This window comes from Pseudomonas sp. EggHat1 (assembly GCF_014892995.1).
Taxonomy (GTDB): domain Bacteria; phylum Pseudomonadota; class Gammaproteobacteria; order Pseudomonadales; family Pseudomonadaceae; genus Aquipseudomonas; species Aquipseudomonas chaetocerotis.
The window spans coordinates 280,178-306,836 of sequence record NZ_JACKQK010000001.1 but is presented as its reverse complement, the minus strand read 5'-3'; the positions used below and the strand labels follow the sequence as shown (position 1 = coordinate 306,836).

The following is a 26,659-nucleotide window of genomic DNA, read 5'->3' as shown; positions in this document are numbered from 1 at the left end:
GATGATAGTGATTTGCATATAAGGTTCAATTGCGGATGATACCGACGGACAGGGCATCCGGCTGGAGAGGCCGTAATGATTGGCCTGCAGGCAGATGTAAATTTTGTAAATGCGATTAATTCTCGAGTGTGGCGCGTGCTTTACGCATGCGTTCCTGGCGCTCTAAGCTGCCGGCATGAACCGTATTCTCCTGAACTGCGACATGGGCGAGGGCTTTGGCGCCTGGCGCATGGGCGACGACGCGCTGGCCATGCCGCTGATCGATCAGGCCAATCTGGCGTGCGGCTTCCATGCCGGCGATCCGCTGATCATGGCGCGTAGCGTCGAGCTTGCCTTGGCGCATGACGTGAGCATTGGCGCGCATCCTTCCTATCCGGATCTGCAAGGCTTCGGTCGACGTCATCTGCAGTGCTCGCCGGAAGAGGTCCGCGCACTGGTGTTGTATCAGGTCGGGGCACTGGATGCCTTTTGCCGAGCAGGCGGCTGTCAGCTGGCTTACGTCAAACCGCATGGCGCGCTTTACAACGATCTGGTTCGTGATGACGCGCTGATGACGGCGGTGCTCGATGCCTGCGCCAGCTACCGCAAGGGCTTACCGTTGATGGTGCTGGCACTGGCTGACAATGATCGGGAGCTACGTTTGGCCGACGAGGCCGATGTGCCGCTGATGTTCGAGGCGTTCGCCGACCGCGCCTATCTGTCAGATGGGCAACTGGCGCCACGCCGGCTCAGCGGCGCGGTGCACCATGATCCCGAGCGAATCCTGGACCAGGCGTTGGCTATCGCCAGCGGCGATTCTTTCGCCGATATCGATGGCAAACCGCTGCGGCTGCGGGCCGATAGCCTGTGCGTGCATGGCGACAATCCTGAGTCGCTGGCGGTGTTGCGCCGCTTGCGCGCTCGGCTGGATGCGCTGTGAGGGATCAGTTGGGTTGCCAGTCCAGGGTCAGCTCTTCCTGCCAGGCAAAACGCTCGAAGTGGCTGCCGACGACGCCCTCCAGGCGTTGCAGATCTTCACTGCTGGCGCTTTCAACCCGCAGGCGCAAGCCCTGGTTTTCTGCCTTCAAGGTCGCGAGACCGGCGTCAAACTCGATGCGGCCCTGCTGCTCGTCGAAGCTGACTGGAATCTTGTGTGCGAAGTGCTTGCACAGACGGCTGATGTAGCGCGCCGGGGTATCGGTCGTGACGAACGCGCTGCTGCTGAAGGGGGTCATGCAAAATCCTCTTGGGCTGTGTATTTCCGGTGGTTACAGTGTTGCGACAGTGCGGTGCGGCTCAGTACGCCAGGGTAAAGCGTTGACGAACGTGCTGCGGCTGCTCGACTTCGTCCAGCATTGCTACGGCCAGGTCGGCCACCGAGATGCTGCCCAGTTCATCGCCGTTCATCAGCAACTCGTCACGGCCCAGGCGGAACTTGCCGGTGCGTGGCCCCGGAACGAGCAGGGCGGCTGGCGAGAGAAAGGTCCACTCCAGCTCCGGCTCTTCACGCAGCATGTTCAGTGCCCGGCGTGCACCTTCGGCGCTTTCCTTGTACTCGGCAGGAAAGTTCGGGGTGTCGATCAGTTGCACGCCGGGGGCGATGTACAGACTGCCGGCACCGCCGACCATCAGCAGGCGTTTGACACCGGCCTGCTTGCTCGCCGCGATGATCGAGCGGCTACCGGCGATGAACTGCTCACGGATGTCTGTCACGCCCCAGCCAGGGTTGAAGGCGCTGATCACCGCGTCGTGGCCGTGTAACTGTTTGACCAGCTCTGCGCTGTCGTGGACGTCCGCCTGAACGGCGGTGAGTTGCGGGTGTGCGTTCAGCTTTTGCGGGTGGCGTACCAGCGCGGTGACCTGATGACCACGGCCAAGTGCCTCTTGCAGCAATGGCGTGCCGGTATAACCAGTGGCACCAATCAGTGCGATTTTCATTGAGGTAATCTCGAAGAGTGACGGTGGACACATGATCACTGCTGGATAAACACCGAAAAAAGTGGCCTGATGAACTTGGATAATTAAGCAGGGCTTTATAATGGAGCAGCTCAAACGCATGGCGCTTTTCGCCATGGTGGTGGAGCGGGGATCGATGGTGGCGGCTGCCGGAGCCATGGGCATGACGGCATCGGCAGTCAGCCAGCAGATTCGCCGGCTGGAGGAAGCCACTGGCGTCACGCTGCTGCACCGCACCACCCGCAAGCTGACCCTGACCGAGGCGGGGGCACAGTTCTATGAAAGCTGCCGACAGATAGTCGAACTGGCTGAGCAAGCCGCGCAGCGCCTGGCCGAACAGCGCGATGCGCCGGTGGGCGAGTTGCGTGTTGCCGCTCCGGTCGGGTTTTCCGGGCCGCTGCTGAGCGAAGCGCTGGCGCCGCTGCTCAGCGCTCATCCGGGGTTGAGCCTGAGCCTGTTCTTTCACGATGAGCCGATCGACCTGATCGAGTCGCGTATCGATCTCGCCATCCGTGTCGGCCGCCAGGAGGACTCCAGCCTGGTGGCCCGTTACGTGACCGATTGGCGCATGATCTTGTGTGCCGCTCCGGCCTACCTGGCTCGCGCCGGTTTACCAGTCGAGCCGGCGCAATTGCTCAAGCTCGACTGGATCGGCCTGCATCTGGAGCGCAGCCAGCACCTGACCTTGCATGGCCCTGGTGGAATGCAGCAGCGGCTGCGGCTGGAGATGCGCATCAGCTGCAACAACATCCTTGCCTCGCGTCAGTTCACCCTGGCGGGTATGGGCGTGTCGTTGCAGCCGGAGCCGGAAGTCCGTGAACTGCTGGCTCGCGGCGAGCTGTTGCCATTGCTGCCGGATTGGCATCTCGAACCTATCGGTCTGCATATCGTCACGCCACGGCGCGATGCTCAACCGGCCAAAGTGCGCTATGCCATCGAGACGCTCAGGCGTCATCTGGTCAGTGCCTGAGCAGTGGGAGTCGGCATCTGCCCCGTGCTGTGAGAGGATGGCCCCTGAACGTCTCGCCCCTGGCCAAAAAGGACCCGTGATCCACACCGATGAAGACGCCCAAACGTATTGAACCCCTGGTCGAAGATGGCCTGGTGGACGAGGTGCTGCGACCGCTTATGAGCGGTAAGGAAGCAGCGGTTTATGTGGTGCGCTGTGGCGAGGAGCTGCGCTGCGCCAAGGTCTACAAGGAAGCCAACAAACGCAGTTTTCGCCAGGCTTCCGAGTATCAGGAGGGGCGCAAGGTACGTGGCAGCCGTCAGGCGCGGGCCATGGCCAAAGGCAGCAAGTACGGTCGCAAGGAACAGGAACAGTCCTGGCAGAACGCCGAAGTGGCGGCCCTCTTTCATCTGGCCAGTGCCGGGGTGAGGGTGCCCAAACCCTACGACTTTCTTGACGGCGTGCTGCTGATGGAGCTGGTCACCGATGGTGAGGGCGACGTGGCGCCACGACTCAACGACGTCGATCTGCACCCGGACGATGCCCGTGAATTTCACGCCTTCATGATCCAGGAAATCGTCAAGATGCTTTGCGCCGGCCTGGTGCATGGCGACCTGTCGGAATTCAACGTGCTGCTTGGCCCCGAAGGCCCGGTGATCATCGATCTGCCGCAGGCCGTGGACGCCGCCGCCAACAACCACGCCTTCAGCATGCTCGAGCGTGACGTGCGCAACATGTCCGAATACTTCGGCCAGTTCGCCCCCGAGCTGAAATACACCAAGTATGCCAAGGAAATGTGGGCGCTCTACGAGGCAGGCAAGCTGCAGCCCGATACGGCGCTGACCGGTGAGTTCGCCGAGCCTGAGGACGCGGCCGATATCGATGCAGTGATGCGTGAGATCAAGGCAGCGTTGGCCGAGGAGGCGAGGAAGCAGGCGCTGCTCAACGCCGAAGACGAGCCCAAGGACGCCGAACCGATCCCGCCCTGGATGCGCTGAGGCAATGTTCGAGGCGCAATCTGCTGCGAGTGTAGGAGCCGGCTTGCTGGCGATGGTGTGTACGCTTAGCAATCGCCCGCAAGCGGGCTCCTACAGAACCGTAGCCCGGATGAAATCCGGGGCGTTTTCGCAGCCTCCCCCGGATTGCATCCGGGCTACGAAGCGCCTTCGTTCCGATGCGAGCATTTCGCAGCGTCGCAGCCCACGCCTTGTTCGATCCCCTTCAATATCGGGCAGTCCGGTCGGTCGTTACCCTGGCAACTGTTCGCCAGCTCCAACAGCGTATCGCGCAGCGCACTCATCTCGGTGATCTTGCGTTCCAACTCCGCGATATGTTCTTCGGCCAGCGCCTTCACATCGGCACTGGCGCGCTGCTTGTCCTGCCACAGGGCTAGCAGCTTTCCAACCTCCTCCAGAGAAAAGCCCAGATCCCGCGCACGCTTGATGAACGCCAGGCGGTGCAGGTCGGCCGTGCCGTACTGCCGATAGCCACTCTCCGAGCGCCCGGCATGGGGCAGCAGGTCGATGGACTCGTAGTAACGAATCATCTTGGCGCTGAGGCCGGTGTGCTTGGCGGCTTGGCCGATGTTCATCGCACTTGATCTCCCTTCGGCTTCCATCGATTGAGCAGCAGCGCGTTGCTTACCACGCTGACGCTGGACAGCGCCATGGCGGCGCCGGCGAACATCGGGTTGAGCAGGCCGGCCGCAGCCAGGGGAATGCCGATCAGGTTGTAGATGAAGGCCCAGAACAGGTTCTGACGGATCTTGTCGTAGGTGCGCCGGCTGATCTCCAGCGCGGCTGGCACCAAGCGCGGGTCGCCGCGCATCAGGGTGATGCCGGCGGCATGCATGGCTGCATCGGTGCCACCGCCCATGGCGATGCCGACGTCCGCTGCAGCCAGCGCTGGCGCGTCGTTGATACCGTCGCCAACCATGGCCACGGTGCCGTGCTCGCGCAGTTCACCAATCAGTCGCGCCTTGTCCGCCGGCAATACCTGGGCGTGTGGTTCGTCGATGCCCAGAACGCTGGCCACCGCCGCCACGCTGCCCTGGTTATCGCCGCTGATCAGGTGGCTGGTGATGCCCTGTTCGCGCAGTTCGGTGATAGCGTCGGCGGCGCCTTCCTTGAGTTGATCACCGAAGGCCAGCAGGCCGAGCAGGCGGGGCGTGCTGCCGGTTTCGATCAGCCAGGACAGCGTACGGCCTTCGGTTTCCCAGCTTTGCGCCGATGTGCCCAGCGCGCCGGCCTGTAACTGGTTTTCCTCCAGCAGGCGGCTGCTGCCCAGTTGCAGGCTGCGCCCCTCGACATCACCGGCGATGCCGCGCCCTGCCAGCGCCCGGCTGTCGCTCAGTGCCGGCAGGGCGATGTGCTGCTCTGCGCAGCGCTGCAGCACGGCCTTGGCCAGCGGGTGTTCGCTGCCCTGTTGCAGAGCGCCGGCCAGGCGCAGCAGTTCTTCCTCGCCGGCTTCGCCCAGGCCGATATGGACGATGCGCGGCTTGCCTTCGGTGAGGGTGCCGGTCTTGTCGAAGGCGATGTGCTGCACGGCGTGCGCCACCTCCAGTGCTTCGGCGTCCTTGATCAGGATTCCGTGGCGCGCGGCGACGCCGGTGCCGGCCATGATCGCGGTCGGCGTGGCCAGACCCAGCGCGCAGGGGCAGGCAATCACCAGCACGGCGACGGCGTTGAGCAGGGCGTTTTCCAGCGATGCGCCAAACGTCAGCCAGCCCAGCAGCGTGGCCAGGGCGATCAGCAGTACCGAAGGGACGAATACCTGGCTGACCTTGTCCACCAGCTTCTGAATCGGCGCCTTGGCAGCCTGGGCGTCTTCCACCAGACGGATGATCCGTGACAGCACCGTTTCGGCACCGAGGGCAGTGGTTTCCAGCAGCAGGCGACCTTCACCGTTGATGGCACCGGCCGTCACCTTGTCGCCCGGCTGCTTGGCCACCGGCAGGCTTTCACCGCTGATCAGCGCTTCGTCCGCATGGCTGTTACCTTCCAGTACCTGGCCGTCGACCGGGAAGCGTTCGCCGGGCTTGACCAGAATCCGGTCGCCCAGCACCAGTGCGTCGATGCCGACGCGCTCTTCACGTCCATCGATCAGGCGCACCGCGTGATCCGGGCGCAATGCCTGCAAGGCGCGAATGGCACCGGCGGTCTGGCGCTTGGCGCGACTCTCCAGGTATTTGCCGAGCAGGATCAGGCTGATGATCACCGCCGAGGCCTCGAAGTACAGGTGCGGCATCTGCCCGGCTGGCGTCACGGCCCACTGGTACAGGCTCAGGCCGTAACCGGCGCTGGTGCCGATGGCCACCAGTTGATCCATGTTGCCGGCACGGGCTTTCAGCGCCTGCCAGGCGGCGCGGTAAAAACGCGCACCGAAGATGAACTGCACGGGCGTGGCGAGCAGGAACTGCGTCCAGGCCGGCAGCATCCAGTGCAGACCGAAGGGTTCGACCAGCATCGGCAATACCAGTGGCAGGGTCAGGACGATGGCCGCCAGCAAGGTCAGGCGTTCCCGCTGCAAGCGGCGTTGTGCCTGATCCGCAGCCGGACGCTCGTCCAACAGGCTGGCCTTGTATCCAGCGGCGGCTACGGCTTTCAACGCCTGCTGCGGATCGAAGCCTGCGAGCACCTGCAGGCGCACCTTCTCGTCGGCGAGGTTGACGGCGACCAGGCTGACACCCTCGAGCTTGCCCAGGGCGCGCTCGATGCGGCCGACGCAACTGGCGCAGGTCATGCCTTCGATGCTCAGCTCCAGAGGCTGGCTGGGCACTGCATAGCCAGCGCCCTCGATGGTGGTGATCAGCTGCGGCAGGCTATCGGCAGGTGCCTCGATGCGCGCCTGCTCGCTGGCCAGGTTGACGCTGACGCTGCTTACCTGCGGCAGCTTGCGCAACGCGCGCTCGACACGGCCGGCGCAACTGGCGCAGGTCATGCCCTGGATGGGCAGGTCGAAGGTGGACATGGTTTGGCTCCCTGTAACGTCGTGGCTACAGGATCAACCTTGCCCCCATGGCAAGGTCAAGTCTTCAGTTCAGCATCGGCGCGGCATGCAGTCGCAGGCCATCGCTGCCCATGGCGATGCGGTAGCGGCGCACTTCGCCGGCCTGCAGTTCCAGCGATTGGCCTGCGAGCTGGTTGATACCGTCCTGACAGGGGCCGGTACCGGTCAGGCCAAGGCGCAGTGAGACGCGGCCAGGCGGCAGGTTGAAAGACACCGATTGGCCCTGATGCAGGCGTGCGGCCATCTGATCATGCACATACAGGGCGACCTCGCAGGTGGTGGCCACCTCAAGGCGTTCGCGCGAGACGATCAACACCGCGTAGCCTTCGCCCTGACTTGTCGAGGGCAGCGGTGCCAGTGGTTCTGCCTGAGCCAGAGGCGCCATCAGCAGGGCAAGGGCGGAGCAGAGCAGGCGCATGGCGAGGGTCCTCATGCAGAAACCGGGGCGGGTGACATGAAGCAAGGGCTTGACCTTGCCATCGTGGCAAGGTCGAGACTACACCCGTCAACCACCGATTCAAGGAGTCAGTCATGCAGCAATTCAAGGTTAGCGGAATGTCGTGCGGTCACTGCGTGCGGGCCGTCACCCAGGCGATCCAGGCGCTGGAGCAGACGGCCAGGGTCGAGGTCGATCTGGCTGCGGGTCTGGTGCGGGTCGAGGCAGGCCTGGATGCAGCACAGATACAGACAGCGATTCGCGACGAGGGCTACGAGGTTGCGCCCGCGTAGAACTCGGGTCGGCTAGGGATGTTCTGAAAAAGCCACTTATCGTCACTCCCGCGAAGGCGGGAGCCCAGAAAGTTCGCGGGTCCTGGATTCCCGCCTACGCGGGAATGACGGCTTCTTCAGAGTTTCCCTAGGGCCACTGTCGCATCAGGCCGCGAAAGCAGCTGTCGATCATCGCCGGGGTATCGGTCTGGGCATCGAACAGGTTGGGATCGCGCAGCCAGTCACTGAACAGGCCGACGAGCAGCGCGTGCAGCGTGCGCGAGGCCAGGCGCGGGGTGATGCCCGGTTGCAGGTACGGTTGTACGGTCGACAGGGCGAACTGTTGTTCGCACAGGTCAATGAACTGATTGACGAAGGTCTCGTGACGCTCCTCGGCCTCGCGCAGCTCCTCGGTGAACTCGCAGCGGCGCAGCAGCACGGTGAGGATGCGCCGGCGCTGTTCGTCGAGCACCAGATTGGCCATGGCTTCTATGCACAGATCGCGCAGCAACTGCAGCGATGACAGGCCATCGACCGCCGCCAGTTGTTGGGCCAGTGGCTCCAGCGGCAGGCGAACCTGGTTGAGCATCTCGTGGAACAGGTGCGCCTTGTTCTGGAAGTGCCAATAAACCGCACCGCGCGTAACCCCGGCATGTCTGGCGATATGTTCGAGGCTGGTATGGGCGACCCCTCGCTCGAGGAACAACTGTTCCGCAGCAGCGAGGATGGCGCAGCGGGTTTTCTCCGCATCTTCTTTGGTTCTACGCATGGCGATCCGGTTAATTGGAACTAGGCTCAGATTGTGCCGAGTTTACCGATTTTGCCCCGCCTGCTGGTGGCGGGCTTGGTTGTCCTGCTTCTGTCCCGTGTCTAGCCAAGGAGAGGAATGCCTCATGCCCTTCGTTCGTCTGGTCGGTATCTGCCTGCCCTTCAGCCTGGTCCTGCTGGCCGCGAGCGTCCAGGCCGCCGATGCGCCACCGACAGCGGTGACGGTCGAGCAGGTCAAGGCCGGCGAACTGCCCATCGTGCTCGAGTATCCGGCGCGAACCGCCGGTTACCGCGAGGTGCAGGTCCGGGCCCAGGTCGGCGGCATCCTGCAGGAACGCACCTATCAAGAGGGTAGTCGGGTGCAGAAGGATCAGGTGCTGTTTCGTATCGATCCTCGCCCCTACGAGGCTGCTCTGGCCCGTGCCAAGGGTGCCCTGGCGCAGGAGCAGGCGCGTTTTCGGCAGACTGATCGTGACCTCAAGCGCATCCGTGAGCTGCAGAAAAAAGGCTTCGCCAGTGAGAGCGAGCTGGACAATGCCGTCTCCAATTTCGAGCAGAGCAAAGCCAATATCGAGGCGGCCCAGGCCGAGGTGCAGTCGCGTCAGATCGATCTCGACTACACCACGGTCAAGGCGCCTATCACCGGCATCACCAGCAAGGAAAGCGTCTCCGAAGGCAGTCTGATCGTCGCTGGCGATCCCAGTGCCAGCCTGCTGACGCAGATCACCCAGCTCGACCCGATCTTCGTCAACTTCGCCTACCCGGACGCCGAGGCCGAGCGCCTGCGCCGCGAGCTGTCCGAAGGCACTCTGGTACCGCCGGCCAGCGGCAAGCTCAGCGTGGAAGTGCATTTCGGTGACGGCTCGGTCTATCCGACTGAGGGCGAGGTGGACTTCACCGACAGCCTGATCGACCGCGGCACCGGCACCGTCAGCGCCCGTGGCGTGGTGCCGAACCCCGAGCAGAAACTGTTGCCCGGGCAGTTCGTGCGGGTGCAGGTCATGGGGCTGACCCGCCCCAACGCCATCACCGTACCGGAGCGCGCTGTCGCTCAGGGGCCGCGTGGCACCTTCGTCTACGTGGTGGACGAACAGAGCGTCGCGCGCATGCGTCAGGTCACCACGGGCGATACGGCCGGCGGACGCTGGGTGATTCTGGCCGGCGTCAGCGATGGTGAGCGGGTGATAGTCGACGGCCTGGCCAAGGTGCGACCGGACAGCCCGGTGCAGGTCGAGGAGGCGAAGGCAGCCACGCCAGCCAGCCCGGCGCAGGAGTAACGGCCATGATCTCGCGCTTCTTCATCGATCGTCCGGTATTCGCCACCGTCATCTCCATCGTCATCGTGCTCGCCGGTCTGGCTGCGATGCGCGCGTTGCCCATTGCCCAGTACCCGGAAATCCTGCCGCCGCAGGTGTCGGTCAGCGCCTCTTACCCTGGTGCCAGTTCGCAGGTCATCGCCGAAACCGTGGCGGCGCCGCTGGAACAGCAGATAAATGGCGTCGAGAACATGATCTACCAGCTGTCCAACTCCTCCAGCAGCGGGGCGATGAGCCTGACGGTGTACTTCGAGGTTGGCACCGACCCGGACCAGGCCACCATCAACGTCAACAACAAGGTACAGGCGGCACTGGCCAAGCTGCCGGAAGAGGTGCGCCGCCAGGGCGTGAAGGTGGAGAAGAAGTCTTCCGACATTCTCCAGGTGATCACCCTCTACTCGCCGGATGATTCGCGTGACCCGATCTTCATCAGCAACTACGCGCTGATCAACGTCATCGACGAGCTCAAGCGCCTCAAGGGCGTTGGCGATGCCAGCCAGTTCGGCTCCAAGGACTATTCCATGCGCATCTGGCTGCGCCCGGACAAGCTGGCGCAGTACAACCTCACGCCCACTGATGTGGTGAACGCCATCCGCGAGCAGAACTCGCAGTTCGCTGCCGGCAGCTTCGGCCAGCAGCCGCTGAAGGAGCCGCAGGACTTCACTTATACGGTCACCACGCAAGGGCGTTTCACCGACCCGAAGGAGTTCGAGAGCGTCATCCTGCGCACTGACGACACCGGTGCCAGCCTGTTGCTCAAGGACGTGGCGCGGGTCGAGCTGGGTGCGCAGGATTACTCGCTGGTCACCACCCTCAATGGCCAGCAGAACGCCGCCTTCGGTATCTATCTGCAGCCCGGCGCCAATGCTCTGGATACCGCCGAGGCGGTCGAGCGCACCATGCAGCGTCTGGCCAAGCGCTTCCCCGAAGGCATCGCCTACAAGATTCCCTACGACACTACCAAGTTCGTCCAGGTCTCGATCACAGAGGTGATCCACACCTTCTTCGAAGCGCTGGTGCTGGTGGTGCTGGTGGTGTTCGTGTTCCTGCAGAATTGGCGTGCCACGCTGATTCCGGTGTTGGCCATTCCGGTGTCGCTGGTTGGCACCTTCGCCGGCATGTACATGCTGGGCTTCTCCATCAACCTGCTGACGCTGTTCGGCATGGTGCTGGCCATTGGCATCGTGGTGGATGACGCCATCGTGGTGATCGAGAACGTCGAACGGGTAATGCGAACCGAAAACCTGAACGCGCGCGAGGCCTCGATCAAGGCAATGGAGGAGGTGACCGGGCCGATCATCGCGATCGTCCTGGTGCTCTGCGCGGTGTTCGTGCCGGTGGGTTTTCTCGGCGGCCTGGCGGGACAGATGTACAAGCAGTTCGCGATCACCATCGCGGTGTCGGTGGTGATTTCCGGCATCGTCGCCCTGACCCTTTCTCCCGCGCTCTGCGCGCTGCTGCTCAAACCCGGCCACCACGAACCGGCAGCGCCGTTTCGCGCCTTCAACCGCTTCTTCGACAAGGCCACCGAGGGCTACGGCGCCGGGGTGCGCTTCTTCCTCAAGCGTTCGCTGGTCGGCCTGCTGCTGTTCGGCGGGATGATCGCGCTGGTCATGCTGCTGTTCTCGCGGGTGCCCGGCTCGCTGGTGCCCGATGAGGATCAGGGCTATGTGATCAACGCCTACTACCTGCCGCCAGCCGCTTCGCTCAATCGCACCGAGGCTTTGAGTGGTGCGGTGAGCCAGCAGCTGATGGAGCATCCGGCGGTGCAGGATGTGGTGACGTTCGCCGGTTTCGACGTGCTCACCTTCGGTGTGCGCAGCAACGCCGGGGTGTCCTTCGTGCCGCTCAAGGACTGGAGCGAACGTACTACGCCCGAGCTCGATGCGCGCAACCTGACGCGCGAGTTCATGGGCATGGGCGCCGCGCAGAAGGATGGCCTGGTGTTGTCGTTCAACCCACCGCCGATCACCGGCATGAGTACCACCGGCGGCTTCGAGTCCTTCATTCAGGATCGCTCCGGCGGCAGCGTCGAGCAGCTCGGCGAGAAGGTCCAGGCCTTCGTCGAGGCCGCCAGCAAACGGCCGGAGCTGGCCGGTATCCAGAGCACCTTCAGCGCCAACGTGCCGCAGTATTACATCGACCTGGATCGCACCAAGACGCGCGCCCTTGGCGTCAGCGTCAGCGATGTGTTCACCGCCATGCAGGCCACCTTCGGCAGTTACTACGTCAACGACTTCACCCTCTACGGGCGTACCTGGCAGGTCAGCCTGCAGTCAGAGTCGGAGTTCCGCCGCAAGCCGGAAGATCTTGGCCAGGTCTACGTACGCTCCAGCAGCGGCGATCTGGTGCCGCTGTCGACCCTGCTGAGGGTGCGGCGCATCCTCGGGCCGGACTCCTATGACCGTTTCAACGTCTATCCCTCGGCCAAGGTGCTCGGCGGCCCGGCGCCGGGCTACAGCTCCGGGCAGGCGCTGGCGGCGATGCAGGAAGTGGCCGATGAGGTGTTGGGCGAGAACTACAGCCTGGGCTGGATCGGCTCGGCCTATCAGGAGCTGGCGACTCAGGGCTCGGGAACCCAGGCCTTCGTCTTCGGCCTGATTCTGGTATTCCTCATTCTCGCTGCGCAGTACGAGCGCTGGACGCTGCCGTTGGCGGTGGTTACCGCTGTGCCGTTCGCGGTCTTCGGGGCGATTCTCGCGGTGTGGCTGCGCGGTATTCAGAATGACGTGTACTTCCAGGTCGGCCTGGTCACCCTGATCGGTCTGGCGGCGAAGAACGCCATTCTCATCGTCGAGTTCGCCGTGCTGCTGCGCGCCGAAGGCAAGAGCATCTTCGACTCGGCACTGGAGGCGGCCAAGCTGCGTTTCCGCCCCATCGTGATGACCTCGCTGGCGTTCATTCTCGGCTGCGTGCCTCTGGCCATCAGCTCCGGCGCTGGCTCGGCCAGTCGTCATTCCATCGGTACCGGGGTGATCGGCGGCATGCTCGCGGCCACGCTGTTGGCCACTTTCCTCATCCCGATGTTCTACCTGCTGGTGGAGTCGGCGGCGCAACGGGTGAGCCAGCGCGGCAAGGCCAGGGAATAACAGGCGCTGCATCGATGAGCGCGAATCGTCGTTCGGCGATCCGCGCTTTCATCTGCGGCCTGGTCGGTGAGATGATTAGCCGGCTAACAATTCTCCGGACTATTCATGAACCTGCGAACCCTGCTGATCCTGGGCGCGCTGAGCGCCTTCGGCCCCTTGGCCATCGATTTCTACCTGCCGAGCTTCCCCACCCTGGCGCAGCAGTTCGGCACCGATGTCGAACATATTCAGCTGTCGCTGGCGGCCTATTTCGTCGGGATCGCCATCGGCCAGCTGTTCTACGGGCCATTGGCGGATCGCTTCGGTCGCCGTGTGCCGCTGCTGGTCGGGGTGGCGTTGTTCACCGTAGCGTCGCTGGCCTGTGCCCTGGCGACGAACCTGGAATGGCTGGTGACGGCGCGCTTCGTCCAGGCCCTCGGCGGCTGCGCCGGGATGGTGATCACCCGCGCGGTAGTGCGCGACCTGTGCGATCCGCTGGCTTCGGCCAAGGTGTTCTCGCAACTGGTGCTGGTGATGGGCCTGGCGCCGATTCTCGCGCCCCTGGGGGGCGGGCTGCTGCTCAATACGCTGGGCTGGCCGTGGATCTTCCACAGCCTGGCGATCTTTGCCGGGCTGTGCCTGCTGGCCGTGCTGCTGTGGTTGCCGGAGACGCGCCCGCAGCATCTGCAACCGGCGCCGCTGAGTGGTGCCTTTGGCCAGTACCGAGCGTTGCTGGGCAATGCGCCGTTCATGGGCTACAGCCTGGCCGGCGGTGTGGCGATGGCCGGTATGTTCGCCTACATCGCCGGCTCGCCCTTCGTGTTCATCGAACTGTACGGTGTGCCGGCCGAACACTACGGCTGGCTGTTTGGCAGCAACGCGGCAGGCTTCGTGATCATGGCGCAGGTCAATGCGCGTCTGGTGCTGCGCGGCGGTCCGGCGCTGTGGCTGCGACGCATGGTGCTGGTGTACCTGGCCAGTGGCTTGTGCCTGCTGGCGTTGGCGCTGTGGCAACCGGCCGAGTTGTGGCCGCTGCTGATTCCGCTGTTCATCTGCGTGGCCAGCCTCGGCTGTGTGCTGCCCAACGCCACGGCTTGCGCCATGGCCGGGCAGGGCCGTCATGCCGGCAGCGCATCCGGGTTGCTGGGCAGCATGCAGTTCAGCGTGGCGGCCAGCGCTTCGGCGTTGGTGGCCTTCCTGCACGATGGTTCGGCCATGCCCATGGCGCTGGTGATCGCCCTGTGCGGCGCTGGCGCCTGCGGCTTCGCCTGGTGGAACAAGCGTTTCGTGGTCTGATCCGGTGCGTTACAGGCGCGCCGCCTTGAAGGTGTCGCAACGTCCCGGCTGACCGCTCTCGAAACCGGCGCTGAACCAGCGCACGCGCTGCTGCGAGGTGCCATGGGTGAAAGCATCCGGCACCACCTGACCGCGCGACTGCTTCTGCAGGCGGTCATCACCGATGGCGCTGGCTGCGTTCAGTGCTTCTTCCAGGTCGCCGGCCTCCAGCCAGGCATGCCGGCGTTGCGCGTGATGCGCCCAGACCCCGGCCAGGCAGTCGGCCTGCAGTTCCTGACGCACCAGCAGACCGCCGTCGCCCTCGACGCGTTCGCCACGCTGGCGCGCCGCATTGACCTTGGCCGAGACGCCGAGCAGCGTCTGTACGTGATGGCCGACTTCATGGGCGATCACGTAGGCCTGGGCGAAATCGCCGGCTGCAGAGAAGCGTTGCTCCATCTCGCGGAAAAACGCCATGTCCAGATACACACGCTGATCACCTGGGCAGTAGAAGGGACCGACTGCCGAGCTGGCGAAACCACAGGCGGAATTGACGCCGTCGGAGAACAGCACCAGTTGTGGATCGCGATATTGCTGGCCAGCCTGCTGGAACAGCTCGCGCCAGGTGTCTTCGGTATCGCCGAGAATGGCGCGGACGAACTCGCTCTGCTCGTCGTTTGCCGGTGGTGCGCTCTGCGTCTGGGCGACCTGTGGCTGGGTGGCCTGGCCTGCAATCTGACCGAGAATCTGCAGCGGGTCCTGGCCCATCAGCAGGCCGACGATGACGATCACCGCCACACCGCCGAGGCTCAGGCCGCCGCCGAGTCGCCTGCCGGAACGGCCGCGCGCATCCACCACGTTGTCACTACGTCTACCGCGTTGCCAGCGCATGGCCGCACTCCCTGGTTGGTTATCGCAGCAGTGTAGCTGCGCGCGCCGACTCAGTTGGCGGGATAGTCGTTCAGCAGCTGATCCTGGCGCGCGCGATCCAGGCCGATCACCTGATAGGCGTCGGCGCGATCACCATATTCCATGCCCGGTGAGCCCATGGGCATGCCAGGTACGGCAGCGCCGATCAGGTCCGCGCGCTCACGCAGTTTGAGAATGTCGGCCGCCGGCACGTGGCCTTCGACGAATTTGCCGTCGATCACGCCGGTGTGGCAGGAAGCCAGGCGAGGCGGAACGCCGAGTCTCTGTTTGACGGCGACCATGTCGGCCTCGACATGGTCGTTGACGGTGAAGCCATTGTCCTGCAGATGGCTGATCCAGGCCTTGCAGCAGCCACAATTGGCATCGCGGTGTACATCGATGGTCAGTGGCTCGCTGGCGTGAGCGAGGCTGGTGAAGAGGCAGAGGACGAACAGGGAACGACGCATGGCAAGGCTCCAGATAATCGAGTGTTCAGCATAGCGTCGGCATCGCGGCTGCCCAAGTCATTGCGACTATGCGTCGCGACCCGTGGCGGCCTATGCTGGCGGCAGCCATCCATTGCCTGGAACCTGCCGATGCTGTTCGCCCGAATCGTCCTGTTGATCCAGATTGCTGCCTTGCTCGTGCTGGGGCTGGCCTACTTCATTCGTCCCGAGGAAATGGCCAGTTTCAGTGGTGCACTGCTGATGGGCAATGCTGCGGTGACCGAAGTGCGCGCCTATTACGGCGGCTTGCAACTGGGGCTGGCGGCTTACCTGGCGATGGCGCTGCTGCGCCTGGATCTGCTGCGCCCGGCACTGCTTCTGCTGGTGCTGCTGTACAGTGTGCTGGCGCTGGCGCGTACTGCCGGTCTGTGGCTGGACGGTGGTGCGCAGCAGACCTTCAACCTCTACGCGCTACTGCTCGAGGTGGTGTCGGCCGGGCTGGCCTGGTGGGCGTTGCGCGGTCTTTAGCGCGAGAGACGTGCGTCACGATACGGCGCGGCACGCTTGCTGTAGGCGGCTCTTGGCAAGAAAATGCGCGGTGCAATATTCCGTGAACAAGGATCTTTGATATGGACATCGTTATGGGCCTGATCGGCCTTGGCTTGATTGCCTTCTTTGCATTCAATGCCACCCGCTTCTTTGGCGAGCATCTCTCGGGGCGCATGAATCTTCAGGATTTGCGCCTGCATGGCAAATCTCATCGTACCTTGCAGCAAAACGAGCGTGACAGCCTGGCCGAGTTCGCCAAAGGGCTTGGCTATCTGGGCACCATGGCACCTTCATACGAACCGTTGACTGACGAAGTTTATCGTTTGAAAGGCGAGGGCAAAGTCGTTCGCTACAGCATGAGCGGCGCCAATTCTGAAACCACCACGATCGATGGGGTTCCCGTCGAGATTCCCTACACGCTGCGCGAGGTTCTGCTGGCTCAGGATAACGAGGCAGAGGTGGTGCTCGCCAAAGGTCACGCGCTGGTGCTATCGCTCAATGGCTACGCCATTGCCCTGGTGGATAGCACGCAACCAGCAACCTGAATCTCAGCGCCTTTCCAGCAACACACCCGCTTCCATATGGTGGGTGTAAGGGAACTGGTCGAACAGGGCGCTGCGCGTCACCTTGTGGGTGTCGCTCAGTTGGGCGATGTTGGCGGCCAGGGTTTCCGGATTGCAGGAGATGTACAGGATACGCTCGAAGCGCCGGGTCAACTCGCAGGTGTCCGGGTCCATGCCTGCGCGCGGCGGATCGACGAAGACACTGCCAAACTCATAACTCTTGAGGTCGATGCCGGCCAGGCGGCGGAACGGGCGCACTTCGTTCAACGCCTGGGTCAGCTCTTCGGCGGACAGGCGCACCAGCTCGACGTTGTTCACGCCGTTGTCAGCCAGGTTGGCCAGGGCGGCATTCACCGAGGCCTTGCTGATCTCGGTGGCCAGCACGCGACGTACGCGGGTGGCCAGCGGCAGGGTGAAGTTGCCGTTGCCGCAGTACAGCTCCAGCAGGTCGTCGTTACGCTCGCCGAGCACGTCATAGGCCCAGCCCAGCATCTTCTCGCAGACTCGGCCATTGGGCTGGGTGAAGGCGCCTTCGGGCTGGCGATAGCGGAAACGGCGTCCGGCCACGCTCAGTTCTTCTTCGACGTAGTCGCGGCCGATCACCAGACGCTGGCCACGGGAGCGGCCGACCAGGCTGACATTCAGCTCGGCGGCCAGGCGTTCGGCCTCGGCTTGCCAGGTGTCGTCCAGCGGGCGGTGGTAGGCCAGGGTGATCAGTGCATCACCGGCCAGGGTGGTGAGGAACTCCACCTGGAACAGTTTGAACGACAGCGCCTCACTGGCCTGCCAGGCAGCGCGCAGGCGCGGCATCAGCGCGTTGATGCGCAGGCTGGCGATGGGGAAATCGTCGAGCAGGATCGGGGTGTGCTTGTCGCCCGGTGCGAACATCGCGTAGTGGCGCTGACCGTCTTCACGCCACAGGCGGAACTCGGCGCGCATGCGGTAGTGCTCGCGCGGTGAGTCGAACACCGCAGGCTCCGGCGCGCCGAAGGGCGCCAGCAGTTCGACCAGGCGGGCCTTCTTCTCGGCGAGTTGGGCGTCGTAGGTGGCGGGGTCGAATGCGGGGCGGCTCATCGGTCACTCATGGGGCAGGAAAACGGGGCGCCATTGTAGCGGAGGCGATGGTCGCGTGCCTTGGGTCGCTCGTCGGCATGGGCGGATGGATGAACATGTAGGGTGGATGACGCCTTTTTCATCCACCGTTTGTGCAGCTGGAAGGAGGGCATTGGTGGACATGAAAAGCGATGTCCACCCTACTTCTTTGGTCATCCACCTTGTGCACTGATCAGGCGAAGTAGGCCAGCTTGACGACGAACAGGGCCGAAAGTACCCACATTGCCGGGTTCAGCTCGCGCCAGCGCCCAGCCAGTACCTTTACCGCGGTCCAGGCGATGAAGCCGAAAGCAATGCCGTTGGCGATGGAGAAGGTCAGCGGCATGGCCAGGGCGGCGACCACCACCGGCGCGGCGACGGTCAGGTCGTCCCAGTCGATCTGGGCCAGGCTGCTCATCATCAGTACGGCGACGAACAGCAGCGCTGGCGCGGTGGCGTAGGCCGGAACGGCACCAGCCAGCGGGGCGAAGAACAGGGCCAGGAGGAACAGCGCAGCCACCACGCAGGCGGTCAGGCCGGTACGCCCGCCGGCGCTGATGCCAGCGGCGGATTCGATATAGCTGGTGGTGGTGCTGGTGCCCAGCGCGGCGCCGGCCATGGTCGCGCTGCTGTCGGCCAGCAGGGCACGGCCCAGACGTGGCATCTTGCCGTCCTTGTCCAGCAGGTTGGCCTTCTGCGCGACGCCGACGAGGGTACCGGAGGTGTCGAACAGGTCGACGAAGAGGAAGGCGAAGATCACGCTGATCAGGCCGATATCCAGCGCACCGGCAATGTCCAGTTGCAGCAGGGTCGGCATCAGCGACGGTGGCATCGACACCACGCCTTGCAGTTCGGACAGACCGAGGGCAATGGATAGGCCGGTGACCAGCAGGATGCCGATCATCACCGCGCCGGTGACCTTGCGATAGGCCAGTGCGGCGATGACGAAGAACCCCAGGCAGGCCAGCAGCGCGCCGCCCTTGCTCATGTCGCCGAGGCCGACCAGGGTGGCCGGGTGATCGACCACGATGCCGGCATTCTTCAATGCGATGATCGCCAGGAACAGGCCGATACCGGCGGCGATGCCGGCGCGCAGCGCCAACGGGATGCTGTTGATGATCCACTCGCGGATCTTGAAGATCGACAGCAGGAAGAAGATCGCGCCGGAGAGGAACACCGCGCCCAGAGCGGTCTGCCAGCTGTAGCCCATGGTCATCACCACGGTGTAGGTGAAGAAGGCGTTAAGGCCCATGCCGGGCGCCAGGGCGATCGGGTAGTTGGCCAGCAGGCCCATGATCAGTGAGCCGATGGCGCCAGCCAGGCAGGTGGCAACGAACACCGCGCCGTGGTCCATGCCGGTCTTGGCCAGCATTTCCGGGTTGACGAAGAGAATGTAGGCCATGGTCAGGAAGGTGGTAATCCCGGCCAGTATCTCGGTGCGCACCGTGGTGTTGTGGGCTTTGAGTTGGAACAGTCTTTCCAGCATGGTGGCTCCCCGAGGCGCGAGCGCGCCGAAATTGATCTGCACAAAGCAAAGCACATTCGTCCGTGCAGGCCGGAAAATTGCTCGATCTGGCAAAAGCCGCGCATCATACCAGCAAGGTTTTGCCGGGTGAATTTATGGTCTGCCGTGTCTTTTTATGACCAGGTGGACAGTTTCATTTTCTGCCTCAAGGAGTGGTGAGATGAGCAAGCGAGCACTGATTGCAGTCGCCGATGGTGTCGAAGATCTCGAATGCGTGACCTTGATCGACGTGCTGCGCCGCGCCGATATCGAGGTACTGGTAGCGAGTATCGAAGAACGCAGGATGATCACCTGCGCCCGTGGTACCCGCCTGACTGCCGATGCCATGCTGGTGGACGTGCTGGCGCAGGATTTCGACCTGATCGTCCTGCCCGGTGGCATGCCGGGTGCGCAGCATTTGGCTGACTTCGAACCACTGGCCGAGCGCGTACGCAAGCAGGCCAAGGCGGGCGAGCTGTTCGCCGCCATCTGCGCCGCGCCCGCGTTGGCCTTGCAGCGCTACGGGGTGCTCAGGCAGCGGCGCATGACCTGCTACCCGGCGTTCAGTGATCGACTGAGCGGCTGCACGTTCGTGGATGAGGTGGTAGTGGTCGATGGCAACTGCATCACCAGCCAAGGTCCGGGAACGGCATTGGCGTTTGCCCTGACCCTGGTGGAGCAACTGGTCGGGCGCGGCACACGCGCCGAGGTGGCCAAGGCGATGCTAGTGTAGAGGGCGCGGCCCTGAATCTGTAGCCCGGATGAAATCCGGGGCGCTGGCGATCATGTTCCCCGGATTGCATCCGGGCTACGCAAAGCGCCGTTCAAGACTCGTGGGCTAAAGCGGATCGCCGCCCGACCCACCCTTGTATCTACGAGCTGAAGCGCCCGCACGGGCTACGTCTCCCGGCTTTCCTGCTCCAGCAACCGCCGTTTGCGCTGCAGTCCCCAGCGGTAGCCGCTGAGGCTACCATCGCTGGCCACCACGCGGTGGCAGGGCAGCAGCAGGCCGATGGCGTTGCTGGCGCAGGCCCGGGCAACCGCCCGCGGGTGACTGCGCAACTGCCCGGCCAACTCGGCGTAGCTGCGGGTCTCGCCTCTGGGGATGTTCTGCAGCGCCTGCCAGACGCGCTGTTGAAAGGCCGTACCACGAATGTCCAGAGGCAGATGAGCGGCACGCTCGGGCTCCTGCAATTGCGCCAGCACTTGCTGCAGCCAGTTGCGCAGACCCTGTTCATCTTCTTCGAGCTGGGCGGCGGCGAAGCGCTGTTGCAGCTCGCTGCGTAGTGCTGCCGGCTCGTCGCCGAACAACAGTGCACAAACGCCTCTGTCGCTGGTGGCCAGTAGCACCTGCCCGAGCGGGCAGGGGGCGATGCTGTAGCGCAGGCGCTCGCCGGCACCACGTTGGCGGCGCTGAGCGGGGCTCATGGCCTGGGGTTGTTCATACAGCGCGCGGGTCCCGGAATAGCCGGCAGCCAGGGCGGCATCGAGCACGCTATCCGCTGCACCCAGTTGCGCCTCCAGACGCTGGCGCCGCTGCGCCGCCGCCCAGGCATTGGGCGTCATCCCGGTGCGCGCCTTGAACGCCCGGGCCAGATGCGATGGCGACAGGCCGATGCGTGCCGCCAGCTGTGGCAGCGTCAGGCGTTGCTCGCCATTCAGAAGCTCACAGGCGGCCGCAACCAGCGTATCGAGTTGCTGAGCCGGACTTTGCCCCTGCGGTGAGCAGCGCCTGCACGGGCGAAAGCCAGCTGCCTCGGCACTGGCGGCATCGGCATGGAAGCTGACGTTGTCGCGCCGTGGCCGCCGCGCAGGGCAGTTCGGCCGGCAATAGATGCCGGTGCTGCGTACGGTGAAAACGAAGCGTCCGTCGAACGTCTCATCACGTTCGCAAACGGCCTGCCAACAGCGTTCCTGGTCGAGCATGGAGCAGCCCTTCTGCTAGCGATCTTGCTGATAATTGTCGACTGCGTTCGCTGTCCTGCCAATCCGCATTGCACTTTCAAAGCTCTGCCGAGGTCATTTGTACGACGGCGTGAGCGCAACTTCAGCCCAGCGCCTTTAATGATGGATAAGCAGGTGCCAACGGAGATCGCCATGCGCGGGATGCTCGATAGGCTGGAGCAGGAGCTGATTCTGGTTGTGGACGATGCAGTCGATGCGCGCCAGCGCCTCGGCGCGCTTTTGGTCGACCGTTATCAGGTGCGGCTGGTTGGCAGCAAGGAGGCGCTACACGCCGCCAGGTCGCGGCCGCAGCCAGACCTGATTCTGCTGGGCTGGCAGGACGATTACGCGCTCTGTCGCGGGCTCAGAACCGATCCGCAGACCTGTCATATCCCGCTGATCCTGGTCACCGGTCGCAGCGATGCCGCCGACGAGCAGTTGGGCTTCGACCTTGGCGCCGCCGACTACATAACCAAACCGGTCAGCGCGCCCATCGTGCTCGCGCGCGTTCGAGCGCAGTTGCAGGTCAAGGCGGCCACCGATTACCTGCGTGACAAGAGCGAGTATCTGGAACTCGAGGTCAAGCGTCGCACGCGCGATATCCAGAACCTGCAGGATGTCACCATCGAGGCCATGGCCAGCGTTGCCGTCATGCGTGACAACCCGAGCAGTCGTCGCCTGGAGCGTATCGAGCGCTATATGACCTGCCTGACCGCTGCATTCGCGCGGCAGCAGCCGGCCTTGTCGGCGTCTCTGAGCGAGGAGCGCATCGCCCAGTTGGGCAAGTCGGCCATGTTGCATGTGATCGACCGGCTGACCCTTCCGGATCGCGTGCTGCTCAATCATGGCGAACCGGATGAAAATGACCTGCGCCTGCTGAGCGAGGGGGTGATCGCCGGACGGGATGCGTTGCAGCGAGCCGAGCGCAAGCTGGGCAGCGTCACCGATTTTCTTTCCGATGCCAAAGACATCGTCTACGGCCAACATGAGCGTTGGGACGGCAAAGGCTATCCGCAGGGGTTGTCAGGCGAGCAGATTCCGCTTTCGGCGCGTCTGATGGCGTTGGTGGGCCACTTCGAAGAGCTGAGCTGCCGACATCCTTACCGACCGCCGATCAGCCCTGCGCAGGCGGTGGCGCAGATCAGCGCGGCCAGCGGCACGCGCTTCGACCCAATGGTGGTGTTGGCCTTCGTCGAAGCCACGGCGGAGTTCCTGCATATCGCCGAAACTCTGGCTGACGACGCCGCTGCGGTCGGCGTGGAGTTGCAGCGGCTGGAGGACTCGCTGGCAGAAAACATCGAGTTGACGCTGCCGCCGACGCCATGACGCGGCGCCGGTGAGACCGGCAGCCGACATTTGCCTGTAGGGTGCGCCGTGCGCACCGCGAGAGTCTACCGCGCGGCGCCATACCTGAGAGCTAGTCGACGATCCGCTCCACATGATGGCAGGCCACCTGCCGCGTATCGATCAGACGCAGCTCCGGGCGCTCGCTACGGCAGCGCTCGTCGGCATGTGGGCAGCGCTTGTGGAAGGCGCAGCCGGACGGCGGGTTCAACGGATTGGGCAACTCGCCGCTGATCTTCATCCGTGGCTTGTCCGGGTCCGGATGAATCGCCGGCGTCGCCGACAGCAGGGCGCGGGTGTAGGGATGCAGCGGGTGCGCGTAGAGCGCCACGGCCGGGCCCATCTCTACCGGGCGGCCGAGATACATCACCAGCACGTCGTCAGCGACATGACGCACCACCGCGAGGTTGTGCGAGATGAACACGTAGCCGGTCTGGTACTGCTCCTGCAGATCCATGAACAGGTTGAGCACCTGGGCCTGGATCGACACGTCCAGCGCCGAGGTCGGTTCGTCCGCCACCAGTACCTTGGGCTGCAGCATCATGGCGCGGGCCAGGGCGATACGCTGGCGCTGGCCGCCGGAGAACATGTGCGGGTAGCGCTGATAGTGCTCCGGGCGCAGCCCCACCTGCTGCATCATCGCCTGCACCTTCTCACGGCGCTCGGCGCGCGAAAGGTGGGTGTTGATCAGCAGCGGTTCGGCCAGTTGGTCACCGATCTTCTGTCGTGGATTGAGCGAGGCGTAGGGGTTCTGGAACACCATCTGCACGTCGCGGCGCAGCTGTTTGCGCTCGGCATGGCTGGTACCGGTCACTTCGTGCCCGGCGATCTGCAGGCTTCCGGAACTGGGCTCTTCGATCAGCGTCAGGGCGCGGGCCAGGGTGGACTTGCCACAGCCGGACTCGCCAACCACCGCCAGGGTCTTGCCGGCCTGCAGACTGAAGGACACGCCGTTGAGCGCCTGCACCAAAGCTGCCGGTTTGAACAGGCCACGGGAAACGCTGTAGTGACGGGTCAGCTCACGGGCTTGAAGTACGGTGCTCATCAGGCCACCTCCGCCGTGGGTACAAGAGGAAAGAAGCAGCGCGCGGCGCCTCGCTCGTGTGCGTCCAGCGTCGGGCGCTCGTCGCGGCAACGTGGCTGCACATAGGGGCAGCGCGGTGACAGCAGGCAGCCCTGTGGGCGGTCATAGCGGCCGGGGACGATACCGGGCAGGGTCGCCAGGCGATGGGCGCCGGCGCTATGTTCAGGGATCGCCTTGAGCAACGCTTCGGTGTATGGATGACTGGGGGCATCGAACAGGGTCGGCACCTGGCCCAGCTCCACCGCTTGCCCGGCGTACATCACGCAGACGCGCTGGGCGGTTTCGGCCACCACGGCGAGGTCGTGGGTGATCAGCACCAGGGCCATGCCCTGGTCGCGTTGCAGATCCAGCAGCAGCTCCATGATCTGCGCCTGGATGGTCACGTCCAGCGCAGTGGTGGGTTCATCGGCGATCAGCAGCTTGGGTTCGGCGGCAATCGCCATGGCGATCGCCACGCGCTGGCTCATGCCTCCGGAGAGCTGATGCGGGTAGGCATCGAGGCGACTGGCGGCGCCGGGTATCTCGACTCTTTCGAGCAGTTCCAGAGCGCGAGCACGCGCCGCTTTGCCTTTCAGGCCGAGGTGCTGGTGCAGCACTTCCTCGATCTGGAAACCCACGGTATAGCTGGGGTTGAGCGCTGTCATCGGGTCCTGGAAGACCATGGACAGGTCCTTGCCGACGATACGCCGACGCTGCCGGCCCTTCAGACGCAGCATGTCGGTGTTGTCGAACTGCATGCAGTCGGCCTGGACGATGCCGGGCGCGTCGATTAGACCCATCAGCGCCATCATGGTCACCGACTTGCCGGAGCCGGACTCGCCGACGATGGCCAGCACTTCGCCCTTTTCCACACTGAGGTCGAGCCCGTCGACCACCGGCACGGCGTCGGCCGCGCCAAAGCGCACCGACAGGTTGCGGATATCCAGCAGGCTCATGGTGTGGTCTCCAGTCCGCTGTGGTGCGCGCGGCGCACCCTACGGGGCAGTGCAGTAGGGTGCGCCATGCGCACCGAGATCATCTTGTGCATATGGGCCTCCTCAGATGGCGTTCTTCAGTTTCGGGTCAAGGGCGTCGCGCAGGCCGTCGCCCATCAGGTTGATCGCCAGCACGCTGAGCAGAATCGCCAGGCCAGGCAGACTTACGACCCACCAGGCGCGTTCGATGTAGTCGCGCGCCGACGCGAGCATGGTGCCCCACTCGGGTGTCGGCGGTTGTACGCCGAGGCCCAGAAAACCCAGCGCGGCGGCGTCGAGAATCGCCGAGGAAAAACTCAGAGTGGCCTGCACGATCAGCGGCGCCATGCAGTTGGGCAGCACGGTGAAGAACATCAGCCGTGGCAGGCTGGCGCCGGCCAGTTGTGCGGCGGTGACGTAGTCGCGGTTCAGTTCACCCATCACGGCCGCGCGGGTCAGGCGTACGTAGGAGGGCAGCGAGACGATGGCGATGGCGAAAATGGTGTTGATCAGCCCTGGGCCGAGGATCGCGACGATGGCTACTGCCAGCAGCAACGACGGCAGCGCCAGCATGATGTCCATCAGGCGCATGATGCCGGGGCCGAGCAGGCGCGGGAAGAAACCGGCGACCAGACCCAGCAGGATGCCGGGAATCAGCGACAGCACCACCGAAGCCAGGCCGATCAGCAGCGACAGGCGTGCTCCGTGGATCAGGCGCGAGAGCAGGTCGCGACCCAGCTCGTCGGTGCCGAGCAGGAAGCGCCACTGACCGCCTTCCAGCCAGACCGGCGGGGTGAGCAGGAAATCTCGGTACTGCTCGCTCGGATGATGCGGCGCGACCCAGGGCGCGAACAGTGCGCAGAACACCATCAGCAGCATGAAGCCGAGGCCACAGACGGCGCCCTTGTTGTGGCTGAAGGCTTGCCAGAATTCTTTCAGTGGCGAGGGGTAGAGCAGGCTCTGGTCGAGATTGGTAACGGTGCTCATGGGCGCACCTCGTGTAGGGTGGATGACGCTTTTTTCATCCTCCGTGAAGAGGCCGCGGTGGACGGGTGAAGCGTCGTCCACCCTACGCAATCTTTATGGTTCTTCATCGCGCCGTCCCTATTTCTGATGGCGAATACGTGGATTGGCCAGGCCATAGAGGATGTCCACGGTGAAGTTGACCAGGATCACCAGGCAGGCGATCAGCAGGATGCCGTTCTGCACCACCGGGTAGTCGCGGGCGCCGATGGCTTCGATCAGCCATTTGCCGATACCCGGCCAGGAGAAGATGGTTTCGGTCAATACGGCGCCGGCCAGCAGAGCACCGACCTGCAGACCGAACACGGTCAGCACCGGGATCAAGGCATTGCGCAGACCATGGACGAACACCACGCGCGTCGGCGACAGGCCCTTGGCTCGCGCGGTGCGGATGTAGTCCTCGCGCAGTACTTCGAGCATGGCCGAGCGAGTCATCCGTGCGATCACCGCCAGCGGAATGGTGCCGAGCACGATGGCCGGCAGGATCAGGTGGTGCAGGGCGTCGACGAAGGCACCTTGTTCGTCACTCAGCAGCGTGTCGATCAGCATGAAGCCGGTGACCGGCGGGATGTCGTAGAGCAGGTCGATACGCCCGGACACCGGCGTCCAGCCCAGACCCACCGAGAAGAACATGATTAGCAGCAAGCCCCACCAGAAGATCGGCATCGAATAGCCGGTCAGCGAGATGCCCATCACGCCATGGTCGAACAGCGAACCGCGCTTGAGTGCAGCGATTACCCCGGCGATCACCCCCAGAGTGCCGGCGAACAGCAGGGCGGCCAATGCCAGTTCGACGGTGGCGGGAAACAGGGTGAGGAACTCTTTCCATACGCTTTCGCGCGAGCGCAGCGATTCGCCGAGGTTGCCGCTGGCGAGCTGGCCGATGTAGTCGAAATATTGCGCATATAGTGGCTTGTTCAGCCCCAGGCGCTCCATGGCCTGAGCGTGCATTTCCGGATCGACGCGGCGTTCGCCCATCATCACTTCCACCGGGTCACCGGGGATCAGGCGAATCAACGCGAAGGTCAGCAGGGTGACGCCGAAGAAGGTTGGGATCAGCAAGCCCAGGCGGCGTGCAATGAAGCTCAGCATGGCGGTGGGTAACTCCTAATCAGAACGGTATCGAGCCGCCTGGAATTCTGGCGATTCCTTCGAGCACGTTGCAGGTTAGCTGTTTGATCACGACATGACCCGGGCGTTTGCCCGGGGCGTCGTTCGGGG

At 64.0% G+C, this 26,659-nt stretch carries 26 protein-coding genes; 11 read left to right on the top strand and 15 right to left on the bottom strand.

Features of this window, described 5'->3' with window-relative positions:
* Positions 1-175 precede the first annotated feature (175 nt).
* Positions 176-919 carry a 5-oxoprolinase subunit PxpA gene (locus tag INS93_RS01480; RefSeq protein ID WP_192980035.1) on the top strand — a complete coding sequence of 248 codons (744 nt, stop codon included), beginning with the start codon at positions 176-178 and terminating at the stop codon, positions 917-919.
* 4 nt (positions 920-923) lie between these two features.
* Here the strand turns inward: INS93_RS01480 and INS93_RS01475 are convergent, their stop codons facing one another.
* Positions 924-1,214, bottom strand: coding sequence for a DUF2218 domain-containing protein (locus INS93_RS01475; protein WP_160019422.1), 291 nt, complete (start codon positions 1,212-1,214; stop codon positions 924-926).
* A gap of 61 nt (positions 1,215-1,275) precedes the next feature.
* Complete coding sequence (locus tag INS93_RS01470) at positions 1,276-1,917, bottom strand: NAD(P)-dependent oxidoreductase (RefSeq protein ID WP_192980034.1); 642 nt, start codon at positions 1,915-1,917, stop codon at positions 1,276-1,278.
* 100 nt (positions 1,918-2,017) lie between these two features.
* Here INS93_RS01470 and INS93_RS01465 point away from each other — a divergent pair, with 100 nt between their 5' ends.
* Positions 2,018-2,905 carry a LysR family transcriptional regulator gene (locus INS93_RS01465; protein ID WP_192980033.1) on the top strand — a complete coding sequence of 296 codons (888 nt, stop codon included), beginning with the start codon at positions 2,018-2,020 and terminating at the stop codon, positions 2,903-2,905.
* 89 nt (positions 2,906-2,994) lie between these two features.
* Positions 2,995-3,882 carry a PA4780 family RIO1-like protein kinase gene (locus INS93_RS01460; RefSeq protein WP_192980032.1) on the top strand — a complete coding sequence of 296 codons (888 nt, stop codon included), beginning with the start codon at positions 2,995-2,997 and terminating at the stop codon, positions 3,880-3,882.
* A gap of 155 nt (positions 3,883-4,037) precedes the next feature.
* Here INS93_RS01460 and cueR read toward each other — a convergent pair whose 3' ends face one another.
* The 3 genes from cueR to INS93_RS01445 all read right to left on the bottom strand — a co-directional run bounded on the left by cueR (position 4,038) and on the right by INS93_RS01445 (position 7,310).
* Complete coding sequence (cueR, locus tag INS93_RS01455) at positions 4,038-4,475, bottom strand: Cu(I)-responsive transcriptional regulator (RefSeq protein ID WP_192980031.1); 438 nt, start codon at positions 4,473-4,475, stop codon at positions 4,038-4,040.
* Entirely contained in the window at positions 4,472-6,853 is a 2,382-nt protein-coding gene (locus INS93_RS01450) for a heavy metal translocating P-type ATPase (RefSeq protein ID WP_192980030.1), read from the bottom strand. The genes cueR and INS93_RS01450 overlap by 4 nt, the downstream gene beginning before the upstream one ends.
* Positions 6,854-6,917: 64 nt before the next feature.
* Positions 6,918-7,310 (bottom strand): hypothetical protein, encoded by a 393-nt coding sequence (locus tag INS93_RS01445; RefSeq protein WP_192980029.1) that lies wholly within the window; start codon positions 7,308-7,310, stop codon positions 6,918-6,920.
* 113 nt (positions 7,311-7,423) lie between these two features.
* Between INS93_RS01445 and INS93_RS01440 the strand changes: the two genes are divergently transcribed.
* Positions 7,424-7,621 carry a heavy-metal-associated domain-containing protein gene (locus tag INS93_RS01440; RefSeq protein WP_160019429.1) on the top strand — a complete coding sequence of 66 codons (198 nt, stop codon included), beginning with the start codon at positions 7,424-7,426 and terminating at the stop codon, positions 7,619-7,621.
* A gap of 127 nt (positions 7,622-7,748) precedes the next feature.
* On the opposite strand, the gene INS93_RS01435 is transcribed toward INS93_RS01440, so the two are convergent.
* Positions 7,749-8,369, bottom strand: coding sequence for a TetR family transcriptional regulator (locus tag INS93_RS01435; RefSeq protein WP_192980028.1), 621 nt, complete (start codon positions 8,367-8,369; stop codon positions 7,749-7,751).
* 124 nt (positions 8,370-8,493) lie between these two features.
* Between INS93_RS01435 and INS93_RS01430 the strand changes: the two genes are divergently transcribed.
* The 3 genes from INS93_RS01430 to INS93_RS01420 all read left to right on the top strand — a co-directional run bounded on the left by INS93_RS01430 (position 8,494) and on the right by INS93_RS01420 (position 14,048).
* A complete protein-coding gene (locus INS93_RS01430) occupies positions 8,494-9,645 on the top strand; it encodes an efflux RND transporter periplasmic adaptor subunit (protein ID WP_192980027.1) in 1,152 nt (383 codons plus the stop codon).
* 5 nt (positions 9,646-9,650) lie between these two features.
* Positions 9,651-12,773: an efflux RND transporter permease subunit gene (locus INS93_RS01425; protein WP_192980026.1), complete on the top strand. Its 3,123-nt coding sequence runs from the start codon at positions 9,651-9,653 to the stop codon at positions 12,771-12,773.
* Between the two features lie 105 nt (positions 12,774-12,878).
* A complete protein-coding gene (locus tag INS93_RS01420) occupies positions 12,879-14,048 on the top strand; it encodes a Bcr/CflA family multidrug efflux MFS transporter (RefSeq protein WP_192980025.1) in 1,170 nt (389 codons plus the stop codon).
* 9 nt (positions 14,049-14,057) lie between these two features.
* Here the strand turns inward: INS93_RS01420 and INS93_RS01415 are convergent, their stop codons facing one another.
* The gene (locus INS93_RS01415) at positions 14,058-14,918 is read right to left on the bottom strand and encodes a neutral zinc metallopeptidase (RefSeq protein ID WP_192980024.1); all 861 of its coding nucleotides are present in this window, start codon (positions 14,916-14,918) and stop codon (positions 14,058-14,060) included.
* 50 nt (positions 14,919-14,968) lie between these two features.
* Entirely contained in the window at positions 14,969-15,403 is a 435-nt protein-coding gene (locus INS93_RS01410; RefSeq protein WP_160019434.1) for a DUF411 domain-containing protein, read from the bottom strand.
* 129 nt (positions 15,404-15,532) lie between these two features.
* Here INS93_RS01410 and INS93_RS01405 point away from each other — a divergent pair, with 129 nt between their 5' ends.
* The gene (locus INS93_RS01405) at positions 15,533-15,910 is read left to right on the top strand and encodes a DUF4345 family protein (RefSeq protein ID WP_192980023.1); all 378 of its coding nucleotides are present in this window, start codon (positions 15,533-15,535) and stop codon (positions 15,908-15,910) included.
* A 101-nt stretch (positions 15,911-16,011) separates the two neighbouring features.
* A complete protein-coding gene (locus INS93_RS01400; RefSeq protein WP_192980022.1) occupies positions 16,012-16,476 on the top strand; it encodes a hypothetical protein in 465 nt (154 codons plus the stop codon).
* A gap of 3 nt (positions 16,477-16,479) precedes the next feature.
* Here the strand turns inward: INS93_RS01400 and trmA are convergent, their stop codons facing one another.
* Positions 16,480-17,568, bottom strand: a complete 1,089-nt coding sequence (gene trmA / locus INS93_RS01395) for a tRNA (uridine(54)-C5)-methyltransferase TrmA (protein WP_192980021.1) — start codon at positions 17,566-17,568, stop codon at positions 16,480-16,482.
* A gap of 211 nt (positions 17,569-17,779) precedes the next feature.
* Positions 17,780-19,072 carry an NCS2 family permease gene (locus INS93_RS01390; protein WP_192980020.1) on the bottom strand — a complete coding sequence of 431 codons (1,293 nt, stop codon included), beginning with the start codon at positions 19,070-19,072 and terminating at the stop codon, positions 17,780-17,782.
* Between the two features lie 199 nt (positions 19,073-19,271).
* Here INS93_RS01390 and INS93_RS01385 point away from each other — a divergent pair, with 199 nt between their 5' ends.
* Positions 19,272-19,823, top strand: a complete 552-nt coding sequence (locus tag INS93_RS01385) for a DJ-1 family glyoxalase III (RefSeq protein ID WP_192980019.1) — start codon at positions 19,272-19,274, stop codon at positions 19,821-19,823.
* 164 nt (positions 19,824-19,987) lie between these two features.
* Here INS93_RS01385 and ada read toward each other — a convergent pair whose 3' ends face one another.
* Positions 19,988-21,016: a bifunctional DNA-binding transcriptional regulator/O6-methylguanine-DNA methyltransferase Ada gene (ada, locus tag INS93_RS01380; RefSeq protein WP_192980018.1), complete on the bottom strand. Its 1,029-nt coding sequence runs from the start codon at positions 21,014-21,016 to the stop codon at positions 19,988-19,990.
* Positions 21,017-21,187: 171 nt separating this feature from the next.
* Here ada and INS93_RS01375 point away from each other — a divergent pair, with 171 nt between their 5' ends.
* A complete protein-coding gene (locus tag INS93_RS01375) occupies positions 21,188-22,360 on the top strand; it encodes an HD domain-containing phosphohydrolase (RefSeq protein ID WP_192980411.1) in 1,173 nt (390 codons plus the stop codon).
* A 91-nt stretch (positions 22,361-22,451) separates the two neighbouring features.
* Here the strand turns inward: INS93_RS01375 and INS93_RS01370 are convergent, their stop codons facing one another.
* The 4 genes from INS93_RS01370 to INS93_RS01355 all read right to left on the bottom strand — a co-directional run bounded on the left by INS93_RS01370 (position 22,452) and on the right by INS93_RS01355 (position 26,530).
* Positions 22,452-23,423, bottom strand: coding sequence for a peptide ABC transporter ATP-binding protein (locus INS93_RS01370; RefSeq protein WP_192980017.1), 972 nt, complete (start codon positions 23,421-23,423; stop codon positions 22,452-22,454).
* Positions 23,423-24,397, bottom strand: coding sequence for an ABC transporter ATP-binding protein (locus tag INS93_RS01365; protein WP_192980016.1), 975 nt, complete (start codon positions 24,395-24,397; stop codon positions 23,423-23,425). Before INS93_RS01365 ends, INS93_RS01370 begins: the two co-directional genes overlap by 1 nt.
* Positions 24,398-24,499: 102 nt before the next feature.
* A complete protein-coding gene (locus tag INS93_RS01360) occupies positions 24,500-25,402 on the bottom strand; it encodes an ABC transporter permease subunit (RefSeq protein ID WP_192980015.1) in 903 nt (300 codons plus the stop codon).
* 117 nt (positions 25,403-25,519) lie between these two features.
* Entirely contained in the window at positions 25,520-26,530 is a 1,011-nt protein-coding gene (locus tag INS93_RS01355; RefSeq protein WP_192980014.1) for an ABC transporter permease subunit, read from the bottom strand.
* Positions 26,531-26,659: the final 129 nt, after the last annotated feature.